The 15033-nt window shown below is 67.2% G+C and carries 16 protein-coding genes; 6 read left to right on the top strand and 10 right to left on the bottom strand.

What is annotated here, in order from left to right:
* The first annotated feature begins 75 nt into the window (after positions 1-75).
* From HYZ11_11550 to HYZ11_11535, 4 genes are all read left to right on the top strand, one after another.
* A complete protein-coding gene (locus HYZ11_11550) occupies positions 76-1401 on the top strand; it encodes a CCA tRNA nucleotidyltransferase (GenBank protein ID MBI3128231.1) in 1326 nt (441 codons plus the stop codon).
* Between the two features lie 306 nt (positions 1402-1707).
* A complete protein-coding gene (pyrR, locus tag HYZ11_11545; protein ID MBI3128230.1) occupies positions 1708-2241 on the top strand; it encodes a bifunctional pyr operon transcriptional regulator/uracil phosphoribosyltransferase PyrR in 534 nt (177 codons plus the stop codon).
* Positions 2242-2405: 164 nt separating this feature from the next.
* The gene (locus HYZ11_11540; GenBank protein ID MBI3128229.1) at positions 2406-2792 is read left to right on the top strand and encodes a hypothetical protein; all 387 of its coding nucleotides are present in this window, start codon (positions 2406-2408) and stop codon (positions 2790-2792) included.
* Positions 2793-2897: 105 nt separating this feature from the next.
* Positions 2898-3251, top strand: a complete 354-nt coding sequence (locus tag HYZ11_11535; GenBank protein ID MBI3128228.1) for an XRE family transcriptional regulator — start codon at positions 2898-2900, stop codon at positions 3249-3251.
* A gap of 20 nt (positions 3252-3271) precedes the next feature.
* Here HYZ11_11535 and HYZ11_11530 read toward each other — a convergent pair whose 3' ends face one another.
* The 10 genes from HYZ11_11530 to HYZ11_11485 all read right to left on the bottom strand — a co-directional run bounded on the left by HYZ11_11530 (position 3272) and on the right by HYZ11_11485 (position 12598).
* Positions 3272-3802, bottom strand: a complete 531-nt coding sequence (locus HYZ11_11530) for a hypothetical protein (protein MBI3128227.1) — start codon at positions 3800-3802, stop codon at positions 3272-3274.
* 47 nt (positions 3803-3849) lie between these two features.
* A complete protein-coding gene (locus tag HYZ11_11525) occupies positions 3850-4428 on the bottom strand; it encodes a hypothetical protein (protein MBI3128226.1) in 579 nt (192 codons plus the stop codon).
* Positions 4429-4541: 113 nt separating this feature from the next.
* Entirely contained in the window at positions 4542-5168 is a 627-nt protein-coding gene (locus HYZ11_11520; protein ID MBI3128225.1) for a rhomboid family intramembrane serine protease, read from the bottom strand.
* Positions 5169-5447: 279 nt separating this feature from the next.
* The gene (locus HYZ11_11515; protein MBI3128224.1) at positions 5448-6311 is read right to left on the bottom strand and encodes a J domain-containing protein; all 864 of its coding nucleotides are present in this window, start codon (positions 6309-6311) and stop codon (positions 5448-5450) included.
* A gap of 485 nt (positions 6312-6796) precedes the next feature.
* Positions 6797-7672 (bottom strand): DMT family transporter, encoded by an 876-nt coding sequence (locus HYZ11_11510; protein ID MBI3128223.1) that lies wholly within the window; start codon positions 7670-7672, stop codon positions 6797-6799.
* Between the two features lie 124 nt (positions 7673-7796).
* Complete coding sequence (locus HYZ11_11505; GenBank protein ID MBI3128222.1) at positions 7797-8600, bottom strand: 3-keto-5-aminohexanoate cleavage protein; 804 nt, start codon at positions 8598-8600, stop codon at positions 7797-7799.
* 23 nt (positions 8601-8623) lie between these two features.
* Entirely contained in the window at positions 8624-9847 is a 1224-nt protein-coding gene (locus tag HYZ11_11500; protein MBI3128221.1) for an alpha/beta hydrolase, read from the bottom strand.
* Between the two features lie 118 nt (positions 9848-9965).
* Entirely contained in the window at positions 9966-11138 is a 1173-nt protein-coding gene (locus tag HYZ11_11495) for a CoA transferase (GenBank protein MBI3128220.1), read from the bottom strand.
* A 52-nt stretch (positions 11139-11190) separates the two neighbouring features.
* Positions 11191-11607: a thioesterase family protein gene (locus HYZ11_11490; protein ID MBI3128219.1), complete on the bottom strand. Its 417-nt coding sequence runs from the start codon at positions 11605-11607 to the stop codon at positions 11191-11193.
* A 16-nt stretch (positions 11608-11623) separates the two neighbouring features.
* Positions 11624-12598, bottom strand: coding sequence for an NADPH:quinone reductase (locus tag HYZ11_11485; GenBank protein MBI3128218.1), 975 nt, complete (start codon positions 12596-12598; stop codon positions 11624-11626).
* Between the two features lie 388 nt (positions 12599-12986).
* On the opposite strand from HYZ11_11485, the gene HYZ11_11480 reads away from it, so the two are divergent.
* Positions 12987-13982, top strand: coding sequence for a TAXI family TRAP transporter solute-binding subunit (locus tag HYZ11_11480; GenBank protein MBI3128217.1), 996 nt, complete (start codon positions 12987-12989; stop codon positions 13980-13982).
* Between the two features lie 106 nt (positions 13983-14088).
* Positions 14089-15033, top strand: a 945-nt coding sequence (locus tag HYZ11_11475) for a TRAP transporter large permease subunit (GenBank protein MBI3128216.1), incomplete at its 3' end; no start/stop codon positions are given.

Below are 15033 nucleotides of genomic sequence, written 5' to 3'. Positions count from 1 at the left end.
GAGATTTTCCCTAGGAAAGCCCCTGGGATATCGTTTGGATTGGCATCAGGTATCATCCTGAGACGGGAGAACGCCATGCCCCGCATCACCGCCCCGGAGGGCGCGCTGCGCATCATCGGAAGGCTGCGCGAGGCGGGCCGCCAGGCCCTGCTGGCGGGGGGGTGCGTCCGCGACGCGCTGATGGGCCTCCCCTCGGCGGACTGGGACATCGTCACCGACGCTGGGCCCGAGGAGGTGATGCGGCTCTTCCGGCGCACCGTCCCCGTCGGCGCTCAGTTCGGGGTGGTCCGCGTCCTCATGGCGGACGGGGAGTACGAGGTGGCCCGCTTCCGCCGGGACGACGCCTACGCCGACGGGCGCCGGCCCGTGGCCGTCCACCCCGCGGGGCCCGAGGAGGACGCCCGGCGGCGCGACTTCACCATCAACGGGATGTTCTACGATCCGGGGGAGGACCGCGTCCTCGACTTCGTGGGGGGCCGCCGCGACATCGAGGGCCGCCTCGTCCGCGCCATCGGCGAGCCGCGCGAGCGCTTCGAGGAGGACCACCTGCGGATGCTCCGCGCCGTCCGCTTCGCGGCCCGCTTCGGCTTCGAGATCGAGGCGGCGACGTTCGAGGCCGCGCGGGCGCTCGCCCCGCGCATCCAGCGCACGAGCGCCGAGCGCGTGCGCGACGAGCTGACCTTCATGCTCGCCGGAAGGGGTCCCGAGCGCGCCCTCGATCTCCTCATAGGCTCGGGCCTCCTCCGCGAGGTGCTGCCCGAGGCCGCCGCGATGGAGGGCGTCCCCCAGCCCCCGGAGTTCCACCCGGAGGGCGACGTGTGGACCCACGTGAGGCTCATGTTCCGCCTGGCCGCGGCGCCCTCCCCCGCGCTGGCGTGGGGCATCCTCCTCCACGACATCGGCAAGCCGGTCACCATGACCGTGACGGACCGCATCCGCTTCAACGGCCACGCCGCGGCGGGGGCCCGCATGGCGGAGGAGATCGCGCGCCGCCTCCGCATGCCGGGCGAGGAGGCCGCGCGCGTCCGCGACCTCGTGGCCCACCACATGCGCTTCATGAACGCCATGCAGATGCGCCCCAGCCGCCTCAAGCGCTTCCTGCGCGAGCCCTTCTTCGGGGAGCTGCTGGAGCTCCACCGGCTGGACTGCCTGGCCAGCCACGGCGACCTGACGGCGCACCACTTCTGCCGGGAGATGCTGGCCGAGGTCCCGGAGGAGGCGCTTCGGCCGCCGCGCCTGCTGGATGGGCACGCGCTGATGGAGATGGGCTTTCCCAAAGGGCCCATCCTGGGCGAGGTCCTCTCCGCCCTCGAGGACGAGCAGCTCGAGGGCCGGGTCCGCACGGAGGAGGAGGCCCGCTCCTTCGCGGAAAGCCGCTTCGGCCGCCACCGGGCGGGGTGATCCGCGCGTTTTCATCGTTGGGCGGAGGCCTGTTCCTTGCGTAGGTGCGGTTCGCGAACCGCACCTACACGCCGCCGGTGCCTTTCCCGTCCGCAGGGGCGACCGCCGGCCTTCGCCGGACGAAAGGCGCCCATTCCATCACCTGGGGCCTATCTTTACGTAGGGGCGGTTCGCGAACCGCCCCTACACGCCGCCGCCTTCCCTCACAGACCCGCCGCGCGCCGTTGACGGGCGGGGGGCGCCTCCCTACCATCCTCCCGTGACCTTGGGAGAGCCTGCCCCGTGAGCGCCGCGGCGAAGACCACCATCCTGAACGAGCGCGAGGTGGAGCTCGCCCTGCGCCGCATGGCCTCCGAGATCGCGGAGCGCAGCGGCCCGGGGCGGGACATGGTGCTGGCCGGGGTCCGCACGCGCGGGGAGCCCCTGGCGCGCCGCCTCGCGGCCCTCATCGAGGAGATGGAGGGGGTGCGCCCGCCCGTGGGCGTCCTCGACATCGGCATCCACCGCGACGACCTCGATTCCCACCCCTACAGCGGGATGCGCTCGGGCCCCACCCGCTTCGACTCCGACATCACCGACCGCCACGTGGTGCTCGTGGACGACGTCTTCTTCACCGGCCGCACCGTGCGCGCCGCCCTCGACGCCCTGATGGAGCTCGGCCGGCCCCGCCGCATCTGGTTCGCCGCCCTCATCGACCGGGGCCACCGGGAGCTGCCCTTCCGCCCCGACTTCGTGGGGAAGCACGTCCCCACGGCGCGGGCCGAGCGCGTGAACGTCCGCCTCAAGGAGACGGACGGCGAGGAGGGCGTCTGGCTCGAGCGGCCCGAGGCGGGGAGGTAAAGGCGCCCCGCGCCGGCGGGCCTCCCGGGTCTTCACCCGAGGCCGGCTTGAAGGACCGTCCCCCGCCGGTTTCGGGGAAAAACCACAGGCCCGCTCCGCCCCCGGCGTGATATCATTCTCCCGGCATCTCATGCTTTCGGCCCGTCCGCCGTCCGGGCATCCCCATGGAACCGAACAGCCTCCTGGGCGCGATCGCCCGAAGCATCGACTTCTTCCTGCGCGAGCTGTCGGCCTTCCTGAAGGACGCCGCCGGCTTCCTCGTCTCCCTCATCGGCTTCCCGGCCGACATCCTCGGGCAGGACGCCGCGCTGTTCATGGCGCTGGCCATCCTCTTCGCGGCGGGCGCGGCCTTCGGCGGGCTCCTCTGGCGGGCGGGCCACCGCCTCTATAAGTCCGCCGTGCCCATCCTGGAGCGCTACCTCGAGGAGCGCCTCGAGGAGCGGCTCGCCCAGGCCGCGGCCGTCGCCGAAGCCCCGGCGGCCGCGGGGATCCCGGCGGCCAAGCCAACGTTCGCGGAACCCGCCGTCCTCGATCGGGCGGGCCCGCTGTAGGGCTCCGCCTCCGCAGAACGCCCGCTTCCGCCTCTTTCGCGCCTGTCCCTGCTCCCCGCATTCATGTTGTCTTAAATATAGAACTACGGCTATACTCCCGCGAAGGTGCGTCGGCGCGGGGAGGCCCCGGTGAAGCCCAAGATCGTCGAAGGCAGCAGGAACGTCTTCAAGGACCTCGGCCTCAAGGACGCGGACGAGTTGCTCGTCAAGGCCGGGCTCACGAGCCAGATTGCCGGGATCATCGAGGACCGGAAGCTCACCCAGGCCGCCGCCGCCAAAATCCTCGGCCTCAAGCAGCCCGACGTCTCGAACCTCCTGCGGGGCAAGCTCTCCAAGTTCTCGACCAAGCGGCTGATGAACTTCCTCACCCTCCTGGGCAAGGACGTGGAGATCGTCGTCCGGGAGCGCGTGTCCGCGCGGGGGCGGCGGGGGCGGATGAAGGTCGTCGCGGCGACGTGAGGGAGAATAAATTATTGAGGTTACTTCCATTCAATTATTTCAGCTGATGAACCTGCCTTCGAATGCCAAAGCAAGTGCACCTTTTCTGCGTGATAAGATAGAAATATACTCCGCATAATTTCCTTGAATTTATTTAACTTTCCTTCACTCATATTGCCGTAAATTAGATACACCGCCTGAGAATATCCAGCCGAATCAAGAAAATATCTCAACGTCTCATTATCTTTCTGAATGGACTCTTCTTTTGCATTGACGGGTTTTACCTCGACAATAACGAGATTCTTTTCCAGTTTTCCGGGAAGATGGACCAAAAAATCAGGCTTTCGTTTCGTCCTAAAGATAGGATGCCCACTTTTGTCAATCTCACCACAAAGCACATATGGCCAATCAGACGGAGAACATTCTCTAAGACAATGGTAGAGCTCATAACAATAAACCCTTTCTCGATAGACCGCCTCACGCCCCGCCACAGGCAATTGGAAATAATGATTCTCAATTTTTTGCGTCGCGGCGAGGAATATATGCATAAACTCTTGAAAATCCCTTTCCATGAGCTATCCTCAAATCTATCAGGGTCACAGAAGGAGATAATCTGCCACTATGAGATGCCATACGCTTTTCGCAACGCAAGTATTATCATCTTCATTTCATCTATATGTTGCCGCCTCGCCCCGATGTCAGATAGCGTATCAAATGAATTAACGTTAACACCATATGCTGTCAAATTTGCTTCGGCCTTTTCCGATCGAATGATATCCTTCTCCACATAATCAAGAACTTTCTTTAGCTCAATCAAATGCAAATGCATGGATTCACTATTCTGTCGTAGAAGGGCAAGTGCAGCCTTAATTTCCGAACGTTCATTCAAGACATCAACCGATGGCTTCAAAATAGAAAAAATAGATTCATTTTCTTCCCACATTCTTATTGATATGTCTGCCGATTTGAAGATGGATTTCAACGCCTCGTTTAACTTTGGCAGAGCATGACTATCGCGATCTGCCAAATAAAAGTAGACTAATGCTGACGCCAAGAAGAGCAAGACCAAATAACTACCCTGGCTCAAATCCATTTTGATTCCAAGAACAAATTCAAGTAATCCAATAAAAACTGCCAGAAGAAAAACACCCCCAATGAAAGCCCGTGCAAATCCCGAAACTATTCCCACAATTACCATTGCCTCTCTTCTCTGATTTATATACAGTTTTGCACAACTTAAAACTTTACCAAATTAATATCGCTTAGGCTACTATGTCTTGGCACTGACCTGAAATCGCATTGTCCTTCCCCTTATCTCCTCCTCATCCTCGCCACCCCTCCCCACCCCAGCCCCAGCAGGATTCCCCCGATGTGCGCGAGGTAGGCGATCTCGGTCTCCTCGGGGTTCAGGGCGCCCGCGAGCTGGATGGCGATCCAGACCGGGATGTAGACCCAGGCGGGAATGTAGAAAGCCCGCCAGAACCACACGAGCCAGACCGCGGTGAAGATCCGGGCGCGCGGGAAGAGGAGGATGTAGGCCGCCACGAGGCCCGAGACGGCGCCCGAGGCGCCGATGGCGGGGGCGACCTCGCGGGCCAGGGCGGCGTAGAGGAGCCAGCCGGCCAGGGCGGCCAGGTGGTAGAGGGCGAGGAACGAGATGCGGCCCAGGCGGCGCTCCAGGGAGGGCCCGAAGGCGAAGAGGAAGACCATGTTGGAGATGAGGTGGAGGTAGTCGCCGTGCAGGTAGGCCGAGGTGAGGAGCCGGGGCGAGAGGGATTCGTGGAGATTGGGCAGGAAGGCATAGCGCTCGACGATCCCGGCCTGCCCGTCCGGTGGAAGGTTGAAAACGTAGAGGCTGATGGCCGTATTGGCCAGGATGAGGAGCCAGGTGAGGGGCGCGCGCCAGTCCTTCGTTACGTCGTCCCAGAGCGGAAGCATCTCGACCCTTGCGGGAGAAAAAGAGGAATCAAGGGCACCCGTATGTCATTCCGAGCGCCGGAGGCGCGAGGAATCTTCGTAAGCGGCAGGGAGCGCAGATTCCTCGCTGTGCTCGGAATGACATCGAACCAGCGTCGCCCGGTTTTCCGGTTGGCCTTCCGTTCGTAGGGGCGGTTCGCGAACTGCCCCTACAGAGGACATCCTGCCAATCCGTCCGATATCTGTGCAGGGGCGTATTGCAATACGCCCCTACAGGACAATAGGCGCCCTTTCCTTCCCCTACCCCTTCCCCTTCCTCGCCTTCCAGGGATAGCGGGGGCTCGTCTTCTCGGCGTAGTCGAGGGGCTCGGCGGGCATCTCGGCGATGCGGACGATGTGATCCCCCCGGCCTCCCGCGCCCCCCTCGAAGCGGTCGATGCCCATGCCGCGCAGCCGGAAGACGCGCCCGGGCCGGGTATGGGGGGGGATCTCGACGCGCGCGGGCCCCTTCACGGTGGGGACGCGCACCGGGCCCCCCTCATCGAGCCTAAAGCGCGGCACGCTCACCTCGCCGTAGACGTCCAGCCCCTGGCGCCGGAGGGCGGGATGGCCCCCGCAGGAGAGGAGGATGCGGAGGTCCCCGGCCGGGCCCCCGTCCCGCCCGGCGTCGCCCTCGCCCTCGAGGCAGAGGCTCTCGCCGTCCGCCATGCCGGGCGGCACCCGGACCCGCACCGCCGCCCGCCCGGCGATCTCCCCCTTCCCGCCGCAGGCCGCGCAGCCTTCTTTCATGCCCGCCGTTCCCTCGCAGGCCGGGCAGGGGCGCACTCGGGTGAAACTCACCGGGAACTCCCCGCCCCGCGCCGCCTCGAGGAAGTCGAGGCGCAGGCGGCACTCGAGGTCGCGCCCGCGCCGGGGCATGGGAGGGAAGGCCGGGTGGGGGGCGGGCTGGCCCGTCCCCAGCGTCAGGAGGAGGCAGTAGGCCTCGCTCAGCGCCTGGAAGCGCCGCGCCATCTCGGGCCGGCCCGGGTGGCGGTCGGGGTGGCAGAGGAAGGCGAGCTGGCGGTAGGCGCGGCGCACCTCGGCCCTCTCCGCCCCCGGGGCGAGGCCCAGGAGGGCGAGCGCTTTTTGCCGGTCCGAGCCGCCTCCGCCGGGCGAAACGGGCAAGATTCTCCCTCCCTCCCCGCCGGGATCCCCAAAAAACCCCCCGCCGATCAGGGAGATAGTGCAGAAAATGTGCCGCGGGGGGAAGGGGGGCGCATCACCCGAAAATGCCACGCCCTGTGGATCACCGGGCCGGTTGCCGTAGGGGCGCACGGCCGTGCGCCCCTACGGACGCATCGCGCCGGTGAGGTTCCTGCGAATCACCGGCCTGCCGGTTGGTCCGCAGGATGGATTTGAAATCCGCATCGGCCCATGCGGCGGCCCAGGCACCGCAGACCCCCTCCCCCTCCGGGGGAGGGGAAGGGGCGGGGGAAATGCCACGAGCGGCCCTCCCTCCCCCCTCGGGCCCATGCGGGCCCGACCTCCCGGCGGGAGGGGGCAAACCAACCGCCATCCCGCCGGTGATGTTCCTGTGAATCATGGGTCCTCCGGCTCCTCCGCAGAGGCGGGTTTGAAACCCCGCCCCTACCGATGGCGCCCCCGGCATCTCACGCCGCCTGCCAGACGATGATGGCCATCCCCAGGAAGAGGAGAAGGGCCCCCCACCCCTTCTGCCAAGTGACCCTCTCCTCCTCGCGCAGGAAGAAGCGGGCGAAGAGGAGCGAGAAGAGGGGGGCCGAGTAGCCGAGCGGGACCACGAGCCAGACCTCCCCGAAGCGGAAGGAGGAGAAGAAGAGCAGGAAGGCGAAGGTGTTGAGCACGCTGATCAGGCCGAAGCGGAGGAGCCCGGTCCGGTTCACCCGGAAGCGCTCCTCCGGCGGGAAGAGCGGGGCGCAGGCCAGCACGCAGGGCAGGGAGACGAGGTTGGCGAGGAAGGACCCGATGATCGGGTCGGGGGCGATGAGGAGGGCGTGGCGTCGGGTGATGGAGGCGAGCGCCAGCACCGCGGCGTGCCCCAGGGGGAGGAGCAGGTGGACCCGCCGCCAGTCCGCGTCCCCCACGGGCTTGAGGGAGAGGAGGACGCATCCCGCGGCCACGCTCGCCGTGGCCAGCCACGCGGCCGGGCCGGGCCGCTCCCCGAGCCAGGCCACGGCCAGGGCGGTCGAGAAGACGGGGGTGAGCATGACAAGGGGCATGGTGCGCCCCACCCCGATGTGGCGGATGCCCTGGAAGAGGAGGAGCCGCCCCAGCCCGGGCGCGAAGAGGCCCCCCAGGGCGAACCAGGCCGCCGCCTCCCAGGTCAGCCTCTCCCACGAGGAGAAGAGGAGCGAGAGCCCGCCCAGGATGGGCAGGCCCACCACCAGGCTGATGACCGCCCCGGCGTAGGCCGAGCCCACCGAGAGGGTCTTCCGGACCAGGACGCTGAAGCTGGCGAAGACGACCGCCGAGGTGACGGAGAACGTGACGGCGATCAGCGGGTCCAACGGGCCTGGCTTCTCAAGGCATCATCCGCCCTGACGAATGTAGGGCGTCCCATGGAACGCCCCTACGGCGCGGGAATGCTCCATCCGCAGCGAAGGAGGGCCGGGATGAGGAAGATGAGCTCCCTCACGGCAATCCCAACATCCGCCGCGTCTCGCCGACCGTGGCGGGCTCGCGGCCGAGCTCCCGGGAGATCCGGACGATGCGCGCGACCAGCTGGGCATTGCTTTCGGCGAGCGCCCCTTCCGCATAGTACGGTTCGTCCTCGAAGCCCACGCGGACGTGCCCTCCCTGGATGATCGCGACGGTTTCAAGGGCGGTCTGCGTCAGGCCCGCGACGCTGGTGGAGAAGGTGCATCCCTTGGGCAGGTGCTCGATCCGGTGAAGCAGCTCCTTGACCGTCGGCGGGGAATAAAAGCCTCCCGGCCAGCCGAAGAAGATGGTCAAGAGGATGGGCTCGGCGACCAGCCCCTTGTCCAGGAGCCATTGCAGATTCCAGAGGTGCCCCAGGTTGAAGCACTCGAATTCAGGCTTCACCCCGTTGTCGTTGAGGAGGCGAACCTGATCTTCGATCTCCTGGCGGGTGTGCTCGATGATGAGGTCGCCGTCGACGAAAGCGAAATCATGAGAGCCCAGGGCGACGGAGGCCATGTCGGGCTTGAGGTGGATGATCTTCTGGCGGCCCTTCAGCCCCATCGCCGCAATGCCGAACTGGATCAACACCTCGGGGCAATGCTCCCGGACCGCCTTGGTCAGCGGCTCCCAGCTCTCCAGCTTCATGGGGATGCCATGGATGTGGGCGATGGAGGCGCCGGCCTTCCAGCTCTCCCGGATGGCATTCGCCACGGCGTCCGGCGTCTGTAGCCGTTTCGGCGCCCCGGAATGTTTTCGGCTGTCCGCCGCGCAATTGGTGATGATGAGCTTATTCATCAGCCCTCCCTCGGGGACGAGTTCTAGAAATACGGCTGGCCGGGGCGGACGGGCGGGGTCCACTCGCAGTCGCCGAAGGGGCCGTCGCCGCCCTCGCGCACGTAGGCGACGCGGCGCTTGTTCGGCTTCCCCTGCACGAGGACGCGGTGGAGCCAGTCCAGGATCGGCTGGTGGTGGTCAGCTCCCCCGAGGTTCTTCAGGCGGTTGAGCGGATGGAATTGGTTCTCGAACACCCACATTTCCTTCGGGCAGGTCAGGTCCTCGAACACCTCGATGGCGTCCTCGAGGGGGCACAAGGGGTCGAACTCTCCCGTCGCCAGGAGGGTCGGGCACTGCACCTTGTCCATGTAGCCCTTCACGGTCATGTGGCGGGCCATCTTATCGAACTCCTCCTCGTTGCTCATGCCGGCCATGTACATGAACATCTGCTTGAAGCGCGGGGAGGAGATGGTGAAGATGGTGTTGTTGGGGTTGAAGCAGGCCACGGCGCTCGCCACCGCCGCCATGCGCCGGTCGTAGCTCGCCAGCCGGAGCGACCAGTAGCTCCCCATGCTGATGCCGTAGATGCCGATCTTGGAGGCGTCCACCTCCGGGCGCCGGATCAGGTAGTCGATCACCGCCGCGCCCGCCCGCTCGTAGTTGTCCCCCACGGCCCGGATCTTGCGGATGTTCGAGGCGCCCTGCCCGGGGCCGTCCATGGAGATGAGGTGGAAGCCGCGCTCGCCGGCCACGTTGCGCTGCGCGAAGGGGAAGGACTCCTTGGTCTGGTCCATCCCCGGCACGTAGATGACGCAGGGGGCCTTGCGGCGGTCCGGCAGGAGGTGCAGGAGGCACGAGATGCTCTTCCCCTCGAGGAAGGGCACCTCCACCCGCTCGATGGGGTAGGTGGCCGTCTCGGAGCGGCGGTCCACCATCTCGTCCAGCTTGTTGCAGAGGTAGATCTTCACCGGGTTGTCGTCGTAGAAGATCGGGTGCTGGGCCATGCGGTAGGCCTCGATGGCGTGATCGTAGTACTCCGTCGCCGTGGCCTTGAAACCCTCGCGCTGGGCCCGCTTGGCGAGCGCCTCGTGGTGCTCGGCCGCCTGGCGCCACATCTTGGGGAGCATCTGGTAGTTGTGCGCGGTCTTCCCCTGGGGCACCTCCGGGAAATCGCCGCGCTCGAAGTTCTGCACGCGCCCGCGCATGTGGAGCGCCAGGTCGAGCATCCACTGCTGGTTGTCGCGCTGGGTGCGAAGCTTGCGGATCATGTCATCCTCCAGGAAAAGTGAAAAATAGCGGAGTCCCGCAGGAAACGGCGCGAATCGCCGATGCCCCGATGGTACGGGCACGGCCTCCCGGCGGTCAACGGATGAGGGCGCTCCTCCCTCAACGGATGGCCCCCGAGATCCGCCAGGCTTCTATCTCCTCCGGCGCGAAGCCCGCCTCCCGCAGCACCTCCTCCGTGTGCTCGCCCAGGCGGGGCGGCGGGAGATCCGACCCTCCCGCCGGGCCGCCGGCCTGGAAGGCCGCCCCGATGAGGCGGAGCGCGCCGTAGTCCGGGTGCCGCACCTCCTTCAGCATCCCCATCCCGCGAAGCTGCTCCTCCTCCAGGAGTTCCCAGGGCCAGCGCACCCGCGCGCAGGGCACCCCGGCCGCCTCGAAGCGCGCCACCCAGGCCTCGGAACTCTCCGCGCGCAGGGCCTCCTGGATGCGGGGGATGAGCTCGCCTCTCCCGGCGTGGCGGCCCCGGAAGGTCCGCCAGCGCGCGTCCCCGCCCAGGTGCTCCAGGCCCAGGACGGCCAGGGCGCGCTCCCAGAAGCCGTCCACGTCGAGGTAGACGTAGATGTGGCCGTCCGCCGTCTCGTAGATGCGGGCGAGGCGGTCCCCCAGGAGGTCGCGCACGCTCTCGCGCGGCTCGCGGTCCGCCGCCCACACGAGCCGCCCCTGCTGGAGCGCCGCCGCCGAGGCGAGGAGGGAGGCCTCGACGCGCATCCCCTTCCCCGTCCTCGCCCGCTCGAGCAGGGCCAGGGCGATGGCGTTCGCCGCGAGGGCGCCGGTGAAGTAGTCGAGGAAGTGGCCCTGGACGAGCTGGGGGGGCCCTCCGCCCGCCTGTTCGGCCGGAATGCCCGCGAAGGTCTGGACGATGGGGTCGATGCCCCGGCGCGCGCTCAAGGGCCCCGTCTGGCCGTAGGCCGAGATGGAGGCGTAGACGAGGCGGGGGTTGAGGGCCTGCATCTCGTCCGCGCCGAGGCCCAGCTTCGCCGCGACCCCCGGCCGGAAGCCCTCGACCAGCACGTCCGCCCGAGCGGCCAGGGCGCGCGCGGCCCGCTTGCCCTCCTCGCGGGAGAGGTCGAGGGCGATGCCGCGCTTGCCGCGGTTCAGGCCGAGGAAGAGGCGGCTCTCGCCCTCGAACGAGGAGGGGAAGCGCCGGATGGCGTCCCCGGCCGGGGGCTCGAGCTTGACGACGTCCGCCCCCTGGTCCGCCAGCAGGAGGGTGCAGAAGGGCCCCGCCACGTAGTGGGTGAGGTCGAGCACCCGGATTCCGTCCAGAGCGCCCATCGGCTCCCTTCGTCCACAGGGCCGGGCTCCGGCCCCGGCCCTGCCCCCCGGCTCAGGCCCGGCCCCGCACCTTGGCGATCTTCTCGGCCAGCTTCTCGTTCTTGCGCTCGCGCGGCACGGCGAAGCGCTCGTGCCGGCCCTCGGCCACCTTCTCCACCTCGTCGAAGATCTCGCAGACGAAGACGAAGCGCCGCCGATCGCGCTCGACGAGCAGGGACCGCACCTCCAGCTTCATGCCCTTGGGGGTCCCGGCCAGGTGCTTGAGCTCCACCACCGTCCCCACGCTCGTGAACCCGGGCGCGAGATAAGGCTCGATGGAGCGGAAGGCCGCTATCTCCATGAACAGCACGAGGCTGGGGGTCGAGACCACCTCGGCGTTCGTCCCCCGCAGGTGGGGGGGAACATGCTCGTCCGCCACGATGAGGGAATGAGTCCCCTCGATGCCGTCGGGGATATCCTCGTAGCCCAAGACGCTCCCTCCGCGGTCAGACCTTAAGGACGATCTTCCCCAGCACCTTGCCCGTCATCAGCGTCTCGTGGGCCCGTGCCGCCTCGGCCAGCGGGAAGGTCTGGCCCACGTGGGCCTTCACCTTGCCCTCGCGGAGCAGCAGGCCGACTTGCCGGATCATGTCCGCGAAGACGGGCTCGGCGTTGAAGAGGCTCATGCCGCGCACGTCGATGTCCTTCGAGTAGAAGGGGGGATACGTCACCGTCCCCTGGGGGCTCTTGCCGGTGCCCGAGCCGAGGAGGACCATCCGCCCCGAGCGGCGCAGGGCCTGGCAGTCCTTGTCGAAGTTCTCGCTCGCCACCATCTCGAGGACGGCGTCCACCCCGCGGCCGCCGGTCTCCTTCAGGCAGCGATCGGCGAAATTCTCCTCGCGGTAGTTGATCGCGACGTCGGCGCCCATCTTCTTGCAGAAGTCGAGCTTCTCCTTGGAGCTCCCGGTCGAGATGACGCGGCAGCCGCTCGCCTTGGCGATCTGGATGGCCATGCTGCCCACCCCGCCCGCCCCGGCGTGGATGAGGACGGTCTCGCCGGGCCGGATGGCCGCCTTGTACACGAGGCCGTAGTAGGCCGTGTAGAGCACGACGGGGAGGGAGGCCCCCTCCTCGAAGCTCATGCCCTGGGGAAGCTGGGCCGTGCGGGTGGGGCTCATGAGGGCCATCTCGGCGTAGCTCCCGGTCGCGGCCGAGCCGAAGACGCGGTCCCCCGCCTTGAAGGCCTCCACGCCCGGGCCGGCGGCCACCACCTCCCCCGCCGCGTCCCCGCCCGGCGTCCAGGGGAGCTTGAGGGACTTCGCGAGCGGGTGGTTGCCCGAGCGGAAAGTGGTGTCCACCGGGTTCACCCCCGCCGCCTTCACGCGGATGAGCACTTGCCCGGGGCCCGCCGAGGGCTCCTTGGCGTCTTCGAGCTTCATGACCTCGGGACCGCCGAACTGATGCACCTGGATCGCTTTCATCGCTCCTCCGTGGCTGAAGGACCTGGAGCCGCTCAAAAGGGGATGCGGGAACGCCCCCGCACCCGCCCCGTGCATTCGCACCGGAAACGGCACTCTCCCCTTACCACAAACGGCCCACGGGGCGCACGCTGCGGACGCCGTTGGCGCGCGCAGGATGGCCCCCCGAAAAACGGTTTCTTGACAACCCCATGCACGCATCTGATAATCGGCCCATCGTCATAGGGGATTGTCTTGATTTGCGGGCTCTTATTGCCGCTGCACCTCACTTCGGAGCGGCGGGGCAGTTACCGGCCGTTGCCTGCCCTCCTTCAAGTTCCGCATCTTTTGGGCGTCCTTGCCGGAGCGATGGACCGCGCCGGATGAGGCGCAAGATAGGGAGGAACTATCCATGAGAATCGCACGCCTTTGGATACTGGCCGCGCTCGCCGCCGCGGCCCTCGCCGCGGCGCCCGCCACGGCCGCCGAGCGCTATCGCTTCGGTGGAGGCCCCGCGGGCGGCGCCTGGGCCCCCGCCGTCGGGGCCGGCACCCAGCTCCTGAACAAGCAGCTCGGGAGCAAGTACAACTTCCAGAACTCCCCCACCGGCGGGTCGGTGGCCAACGTCCGCCAGGTGGCCCTGGGCGAGCTCCACACGGCGTGGGGGCACATCGTCCAGGTGTACCAGCAGTGGCACGGCACGGACGCCTTCAAGAAGGACGGCGCCAAGCAGACCTTCCGGGTCGTCGCCAAGGTGCGGGCCCAGAGCCAGATCATCGCCGTCCTGGCGGACAGTCCCATCAAGTCCTACGCCGACATGGCCGGGAAGAAGGTGAGCCTCCTCAACCGCGGCTCGGGCAGCAGCGTCAACTGCGTGAATATCTTCGAAGCCCTGGGCATGATGGACAAGATCGACGCCCGCTACCTCGGCTTCGCTGAGTCGGCCCGGGCCCTCGGCGACCGGCAGATCGACGTCTTCTGCTCGGCGGGGGTTCCCTTCGTCATCCCCGCGCTCACCCAGCTCTCGATCCAGAAGCCCGTCCGCTACGTCAGCATGAGCGAGGCGGAGCAGAATAAGATCACGGACAAGTTCAAGTTCTACTCCCCGATCACCATCCCGCCCCAGAAAGAGGTGAAGGGGGTGACCACGCCCGCCCGCAGCATCGCCTACGACGTCTGGTGGATCGCCCACAAGTCCATGTCCGAGCAGGCCATCTACGACATGCTCAAGACGGTCGCCGACCCGGCGAACCTCAAGCAGCTCTCCAAGGCCGCTAGCTACTGGAAGGACCTGAGCGGGGACTTCGATCCCCTGAAGGCCAACAAGATACTCGTCCACCCGGCGGCCGCCCGGTACTGGAAGGAGCGCGGAACCAAGGTGCCGGCAGAAGTCGTGAAGGGCTTCTAGGCCATCCGGCCCAAGCGTCACGCTTGCTGAGGGGGGCGGCGCCCCGCCGCCCCCCTCTTTCATGACGAGGCTTGCGCGCCTCTCTCTCGCCCGAGCTTGGGGAGCCATGTTCAAGCGCTTCCTGGAGATTCTCATCAAGATCGGCCTCGTCGCGGAGGGCGTGGTCACCCCCCGCAGGCTGGAGGGCCCGGCCCGCATCGTCACCTCGCTCCTGGCCGTGGCCTTCTCCTACTTCTTCGTCCACGTATCCTTCTTCGGCCCCCCGGTCGAGGAGATCTTCAAGGGCGCCTTCATCCTCGGCATCGCCCTCCTCTGCCTTCTGTACTACAAGGGGAGGCTGACCTCCCTCCGCCTGGGGTTCAGCTGGCTGGACGAGTTCTTCCACCTGGGCGCCCTCGCCACGGCCTGCGGCCTGGTCGTCCTCCTCGGTTTCTGGCTCTTTTTCGACCCCGTCCCGATGTGGGACCAGTTCGCGGGCAAGGGGGCGCTCTCGGCCTTCGCCGCGGGCCTCCTGGGGGGGGCCGCCCTCTACTGGCGGGAGGCGAACCGGGACGAGATCCCCGAGCGGCTCGCCCTCTCGGACTGGATCTACCTGGCCGCCATCACGGGCTCCGTCCTCTGGTGGATGTCGAACAACGTGGCCCTCCAGTCACGGATCGGCGGACCGGTCCCCACTCCGCTGGTGATCGCGGCGGGCCTCATCACCTGCGTCAGCATCGACATCGCGCGGCGGATCGTGGGGCCCATCATCCCGCTGATCGGCTCCGCCTTCCTGCTCTACAACTTCGCGCCAATCGCCAAGATCTCCCCGGGCCTCCTCTACCACGACGGCTTCCGCACGGCGCGCATCGCGGAGTTCCTGCTGATCGAGTCGGACGGCCTGACCGGCCTCATCGTCGAGGTGTTCGCGAACTTCATCGTCATCTTCGTCGTCATGGGCGCCTTCCTGGAGAAGACGGGCCTGGGCAGCCTCTTCATCGACTTCACCTTCCGCCTGACGGGCCAGCGCACCGGCGGCCCCGGCCTCACGGCCGTGGTCTCGAGCGGGCTC

Source organism: Candidatus Tectomicrobia bacterium (genome assembly GCA_016192135.1).
In the GTDB taxonomy this organism is placed as follows: domain Bacteria; phylum UBA8248; class UBA8248; order UBA8248; family UBA8248; genus 2-12-FULL-69-37.
Note: the sequence above shows the minus strand (reverse complement) of the source record. Positions and strands in the feature narration are given on the sequence as shown.